This is a genomic window from Hafnia alvei (genome assembly GCF_900095695.1).
Taxonomy (GTDB): Bacteria; Pseudomonadota; Gammaproteobacteria; order Enterobacterales; family Enterobacteriaceae; genus Hafnia; species Hafnia alvei_B.
This window is the reverse complement of the sequence record NZ_FMIQ01000044.1, coordinates 1-7,378: the sequence shown is the minus strand read 5'-3', so window position 1 is coordinate 7,378 and position 7,378 is coordinate 1. Positions and strand designations below refer to the sequence as shown.

Genomic DNA, 7,378 nt, shown 5'->3' with positions numbered 1-7,378 from the left:
AGCCAAATTGGTCAGCTTCTGCGCCGTGCCCGGCGTTGTCGCGGTGCCTCCGATGGCCGTCAGCGTCGCTACGTTACTGGTGGCAGTGCGCTGCACCACGCCGGTGCCGCCGGATGCTATGCTATTGCTCAGGCTCGTCAAGCTGCTGTCTACTCCCCCCAGCGCGCTACCGACATTGCTGTAGCTGCTTCCCTGCACGGTGTAGCTCGGGGCGGTCCACGCACCGGTCGTGCTGTTGTAGGCTGCCCCACCGCCCAGTGCGCTGGCCGTACTAGAACCAAACGCATTAATATTGCTGTTTAGCCCGGACGTTACCTGGTAAAGCTGTGCCCCATTCACGGCATCTGTGGAGGTGCTGGATAACTGCCCATCCGCGACCCCCTGTATCTGCCGATTACCAATAGCCACCACACCATTGGTGGGAGCCTGTACTACGGAGAGGGTTTTACCGCTGATAAATGAGTTTGCAATGGTATTTGCGGTGGTATTAGATACAGCAGAGGCCGTCGAGTTACTGCCGAGGGCAACGCTGTTCGCTAGCGTCGATGAAGCGCCATTCCCGAGGGCTAACGCATTAGTTGCGGCCGCACTAGCATCACGCCCAATAGCGGTAGCGCCTGACCCATTGGCTGAAGCCAAATATCCCACAGCAAGAGCTGCCTGACCTGATGCATTTGCTGTTGCGGAACTACCTATTGCTATCGAGCCGGGTCCAGAAGAACTAGCTACCCCGCTAGATGCCTGTATGGAAATCACTTTAATAGACCCATCACTTAATGTGGCTTCAGCAAAAGCGTTCCCGCAACCACAGAGCGAAAGTAAAATAACTTCATTAACCAACAAGCTTAATTTATTTTTTTTCACTGAAAAAAGTGAAACAACTCCCGCACGGCGGGAGTTCGTCAGTCTCTTTGATATAGACATAGCAACCATACCCTTAATATAAGAGAGTAATTAATAATATAGAGATGATTATTAACAAGCTGAGTGTTTACTAAATATCACTTGAGTGTCATGTCAATGCTTTGCGTGACGCCCATAATATATCCATTTGCCAGCCACGGCGTACCATATAGATATAGACTTACCCCTTCAAAACCAACATCCATTAAATATCCGGTTGAACTTTTAAATTTAAACTTATCTTTTTGTAAGAGTAACAACTGATAATGATGATTCATCTCTTCCTGATTATATTTCCTGACGGCATACAAAAATGCTGCAGCAGATTGTGCAAATAAACGATGGATTTTCTGGTTATATATGTCTACTGACAGAGGCTTTTTATCTGGCAGGTCCGCCGCGAGTTTCCCATATAACTCCGCTGTAGCTCTTGCGACGCCCAGCCTGAAAGGCATCAGATTGATAACCGCCTCTTCGTTAACTTCAATAACGGGTTGTCCTTTCTTATCTTTACGCTGACTCACATACTGATTCACATCAGGGATAGCCTCAATTGACGTAATCATGTAGGCAGCGCATGCTGTCTGATAAGATTTTACATCCTCACTTTGTATGAGCTTGGTCAAGGCATCAGCGCTACCACTAATTTTTTGAGTCAACCCCGCTTGATTGATATCATCCCTGAGTGCCGCTGGTTTAATTTCACCATAAGCTACACGACAAATACCATTAAGCACGGCATCACGCCTCTCACTTTTTATTTCAGGTATTTCGTTGACCACTGCATTTATGATAACAGGTAAAACATTAATACTGAACGAGGTAGAGGTTACCGTACTTGCATCAGCTTTTTGATGCATATCACAGCCGAACAGAAAGGTCGTAATAAGAGCGACTGAAAATATAATTTTTTTTGGCATTAGGTTAAACCTTTATTATCTAGAGATAAAAAAATACAGGCAGACGTAATAAATAAAAAGTATAACAAAATAACATCCTGAGCTTTCATGATAATTTATAGTATGAATAAAATAATTCAAATTATTTTAAATATGCAGTAGAGGTAACTTTTTCATATAGGTAACTTTTTCATATAGGTATCTAATTCATAAAAATGTATACATATAACAAAGCCCTTTAACACCAGAAACTTTCTGGATAAAAAATAAGATATTTTGACTTACAAACATAGTGAATCAAAATTATAAATTAATGAGTAAGATAATGTAAGTTTCATAAGTTAAAATATAGTGAACATAGAATGAAAAATAAACACAAATATGTCGTGGGTGTTAAAAAAACGACAAACGCCTTAAAATTAAGAATATTCTCACAAATAAATCCTTGCAAGCACAAAAAAACAACATCAAAAAGCATATTATGCTAAAAATTAAAAACTCATTAGATCAATAGATCGTATAAACTAAAATTACAAAATAAAGATCTAGTCAGACGAATTTTCAGGCCAAAAAAACCACAAGCTCAGGAAAAAAACCATGATGATGTAGGGGGGAAGTGTATCCCTGTCGTATTCACAACAGAGGTTGCGAAAAGGTACGCAGCCCGTTTTTAGGCACCAATAGATCAACGTGTTCCGCCGGTGAAAATCTGTCACTGGCAGTGATGCTGAAGTTGTCTTTTGCGTATACGGGGGTCGAGGTCCAATGATGTAAAAAACCACGCTAAGAGGTTAATTCATTGTTTGTATTGAAATTTAACGGTCTTAACTCGCCCTTCAGAATATCTTCCGGTAACGAAAACGTATAATGCCCCAGCATATTTATATGGCCATGTATCAGCGGCGATAATCTTGCCAGATGCTCCTCTTCAGGTGTTTCCCCCGATTTGCGAAGATGTGACAACGCCTCCTGCATGTAAAGTGTGTTCCACAGCACAACCGCATTGGTCACCAGACCCAGAGCACCGAGTTGATCTTCCTGCCCTTCACGGTAGCGTTTTCTAATTTCACCACGTTGTCCGTAGCAAATGGCTCGAGCCACTGCATGGCGTCCTTCTCCCCGGTTGAGCTGAGTGAGGATCCGACGCCGGTAATCCTCATCATCGATATAGTTGAGAAGATATAACGTCTTGTTGACCCGGCCCACTTCCATAATCGCCTGAGCCAGACCAGATGGTCGGCTACTTCTCAACAGTGAACGAATAAGCTCTGATGCATGGATGGTCCCAAGCTTCAGTGAGCCCGCCATTCGCATCATTTCATCCCATTGGGATTCGATTTTTGACAGTTCAACACATCCCCGGGCCAGCTCATTCAGGGCACCATAATGTGCCGTTTTATCTGCCCGCCAGAATATCGCCCCGCCTGCATCGGCCAGACGAGGGGAAAACTGGTAGCCCAGTAACCAGAACAGGCCAAAAATGATATCGCTGGATCCTGCCGTGTCCGTCATAATTTCTACCGGATTCAGCCCAGTCTGCTGCTCCAGAAGCCCTTCCAGTACAAAGATGGAATCACGAAGCGTACCGGGAACGACAATGCCATGGAAACCGGAGTACTGATCGGAGACGAAGTTGTACCAGGTGATACCGCGTCCTGAACCAAAGTATTTACGATTTGGTCCGGAATTAACCGTTTTAACCGGTGTGACAAAACGCATACCATCTGCGGAGGCAACCTCACCACCTCCCCAGTACCCCGCGAGCGGCAGCGTGGACTGAAAATCAACCAGCCGTGCATTAGCGCTGACCAGCGTTTCTGCCCTGAGATAATTTTGTTTAACCCAGCTCAGACGATGGCGAGTAAGCGCGGGAATATTATGCTTTATCAGGGGTTCATGCCCTATATTGCAGGCTTCTGCCAGCAGTGTTGCGCACAGACTGACCTGGAGATCCTGCGCCCGAGCACCTGATTCACTGACGTGGCTGAATTCGCGGGTAAAACCGGTTCGGGCATCTATTTCAAGCAACAGCTCAGTCAGATCAACCGGAGGGATCAGTTCTCTTACCCAACGATTCAATTGTATCAGTGCCGGTGGCTCATCCAGTTTATCCAGACTGCTAATCGTCAGTGAGGGATGCTTACCTTCATTGCTTATGCTGACCGCTGCGTTGCAGGCAAAACGTGAAGCCACTGATTTCCATGTGTCATCAAGCCGCGTAGCCAGTTGTTCTGCTGCTTTAGTTCCGTCTGATGGATGACCCAGCGCCCGACATACCGGGATGCGTTGTGCCTGCCATTCAGCTCCCTGAAGCAATTTTTGACGCGGGTCCCCCCACCGGTCACTGTTCTCCAGCCAGAGATCACGACGGCGCAAAGAATCCTGAAGGCGCTCGAGAAGACACAGCGAGTAACCCGCTCGTAGAATCCTACCATCTCTGTCGTAGACCAGACGTTTCCAGGGGCCGGAAATGATGTGCTCTGGTGCATCGTCGAGAATTCGCTTTTTTGAGCCACTCAGTTCGGCCAGATAATGGATTGCTGACAACGTGTGCACCCCGGCCGGGGTGGCATGAAAGTGTAAGTCACGCAACATCGCGGACAGGAAGCGCTTCACCCGTCCATATTGTTCCACCATTTCATCCTGAAAATGAGTATCTTGCGGGCGCGCCAGCTCATTTACCTTGCCGACGGATTCAGCCAGTTTGTCCTTTGGTATGCGGCGAAAAATAGCCTGCCGCAGAGCTGCTTCATCGGTGTTCTCATCAAGTAATAACGTGCATGCCCGTGCCAGTAATAGCGCGGCACGATCAAGATCTTTCAGGGTCCTGAGCCGCTTTTTCTGCCCGATATTTTTTGCAGAACGCGTGATATCCAGAATAAGCATATCCAGCACATCCACGGCCTCGTCAAGCGCCGAAATTTCCTGTGCTTTCACAAACGCAGTAAGCACGGCCAGTCGCCGTTCGTCAGGCATTCTTGAAATGTATTTCACCGAAGCCATTCCGGCATAACGGGCCAAATTCCGCAACTGGATGGCAGGCAGACCGGAGAAATTCAGCCGGGAAAACTCCATGCTACGCAGTCGGGTATATCGCTCCAGGGCGTCTGTATCTATGAAAGACTCGATCTTGCCTTAAAAGTTACATATTCCATATTTCACGACTCACACCTCGACAGGACATTTATTTAATTAAATGCTTCTAGCTATTATAAACATAAATACTATTTTTATAAAAACAGGATACAGTAAAGATGCGGTAATGTTATTTTTATCTCTGAGGGAAGAGGATTGCATAGGGTTTTACTTATAGCAATTAAATATCTAAGCTTCTAGGAGAGGGGGCTATTAAAAGTGGGGGTCTTTATTTATAATTTATGTAATGAGTTAAGCGCATTATTTAATGTAATTTAAAGTCATTATTTTGTAATGGTTTTTTAAATATTATTTCTTTTACATGCATTGTATTAACTTAAAACATGAACGAAATTATTTATTGAGCTACGACATCACGAATGCCGTATGGTAATTTGAATCATGATTAAATACTATTGGTTTATAATCAAACACATTTCTGATAATTAAGTTGAACGTATTGGTTAAAAATACACTGAGCGTTGATATAGCTAAATCGTATTGTATTCGTAGAAATACTATATATATCTAGAACTTATGGATATTTTATTTTTTAAGGTAATATATAATACAATGGTGAGTCGTGTTATCTTATTAATAATAAATCATTACTCTTGGAGTCTATATGCACCAGGTGAAATTAGATTAGATGACATATGAAATTATCTATCATCATACTAATACACGCGTTATTTTACTTGAGTGTTACTATCAGATTATTGTGAGTCTACCTAATATAAGGATTTAAAAAATAAGGTTATTTACAATGACTCTGCATCACAAGAGTCATTGTTATTTAAGGTTATCATCACCACTTAGTTGTATTTTACTTATTTATATCATAATTATATAAAGCAATCCATCAGATGGTTAATTACAAGGATTTTAGTGGGGTTTATTGTGACTAAATATAAGATAAATACTTATCTACTTTTTAAAAAGTATATTATTTACTGATAACTTTAAGACTTCAAACTGCTTAGCTAGCTCCAAACTTAGCCATATATAGCCATATACTGAAGCTTCATAATTATTAACATCAGTGTTATCATATAGCAAAGATTGATGGAGATTGCTTACACTATCACTTAGTTTTATATTAGTCATATCAATAGATGATAGCTGGCCAAGTTCTAATGTATCCTCTATATCCTGTAGTGCATTTACTGTCATATAAATAGACTCATGTAACTCTGATGAGTTAATTATTAAGAAATGACTTTTCCTTGATTCCCAGTGTGCATGGGCCTGTGACTCAAGAATACATATGATATTGGTGCATGTTTTTTGTATTAGTTCAAACTCCTCTTTACTTCTATGGCACTCCTTACATGCAGCTACAATCAAAGATCTTAAACTCACAATATCCAAAACAATTTTTTGGATTTCTTTATCTAAACAAGGCTGTTCAATTAGATTTCGGGAGTTGACTGTTTGATAAAGTTTAGAAAGTCGATTAATAATACATCCAAGTTTTAAACGCCAGTGAACGTATGCTCTCTGTGGATACAATCCAGTGAAAATTATAGCAAGAAAAGCGCCAAGTATTATATTAGCGCTGCGCCAAAAAGCCGTCATAACATCACCAGCAGGAGCACTAGATACAACGGATAATGTAATTCCAATTAGTAATGCTAAATATGGTTTTTTACCTAATGTTAGATAGCCACAAATGAACATACATATTGCACACCAAATTAACATATATGCAAATGAAAACATCTCGATTTTTAGTGCTATAATTCCTAGCATTGCACCAGCAAGTGTTCCACCTATACGTTCTAGCGCTCTTGGCACCGCACTACCTAGGAATGAGATAGGCCCCATGACAACAACAAGTGTAATTAATGGCCATGTATGATCTGGTAGATTAGCAAAATGCAATATTACAAATGTTAAGACAAATGAAATTGAAATACGAATGGCATGTACAAATCTGAAATGTTTATAAAGAAATTTCTCTCTTTTGGTTATTTTAACACATCCGCTCACTTAATCTCCAATTTCTATTAATAGAATATATGGAATTATTATATAAAAAACCAACCCACTCACAAACTATTAATTTTCTTATTATTGCAATCTAACACTTAAAAACATTTAGTAATAAAGTTTTCGGGATTCCGCGCTAGTGATTGAGTGCCAATCCGAAATGTCGAATTTTTTAATGGGGGGTATCATTGACTTAAGAATAGAATGATATTTTAAAATTAATTATTGGTATTGTTAAAATCTAAAATATGAATGAGATCAGCTAAAAAAAATAGCGTATACGCCCTTATTATCTAAAGACAAGGACCTGGCACAGGCCTGCAGGGATTTAGGTGGGACTGCTGTCCCATCGACTATGGGTAATGATTCCAATTAGTAGAACATGTGTTTTTCAATGAAGGTCCCGGTGACCTTTTCATGTAGTTCAATTGAGCGTGAGAAGCAGATTG

General features: G+C 41.6%; 3 protein-coding genes and 2 pseudogenes. All 5 read right to left on the bottom strand.

The features are described 5' to 3' along the window. A pseudogene (locus BN1044_RS11870) lies at positions 1–924 on the bottom strand (hypothetical protein); the annotation flags it as partial. Positions 925–1,001: 77 nt separating this feature from the next. Then, positions 1,002–1,823, bottom strand: coding sequence for a hypothetical protein (locus BN1044_RS11865; RefSeq protein ID WP_072308883.1), 822 nt, complete (start codon positions 1,821–1,823; stop codon positions 1,002–1,004). 762 nt (positions 1,824–2,585) lie between these two features. Then, a pseudogene (locus BN1044_RS11860) lies at positions 2,586–4,913 on the bottom strand (Tn3 family transposase); the annotation flags it as partial. Positions 4,914–5,864: 951 nt separating this feature from the next. Beyond that, complete coding sequence (locus BN1044_RS11855; RefSeq protein WP_072308881.1) at positions 5,865–6,929, bottom strand: FUSC family protein; 1,065 nt, start codon at positions 6,927–6,929, stop codon at positions 5,865–5,867. Positions 6,930–7,301: 372 nt separating this feature from the next. Then, positions 7,302–7,378, bottom strand: a 77-nt coding sequence (locus tag BN1044_RS11850; RefSeq protein ID WP_217492952.1) for an IS1 family transposase, incomplete at its 5' end; no start/stop codon positions are given.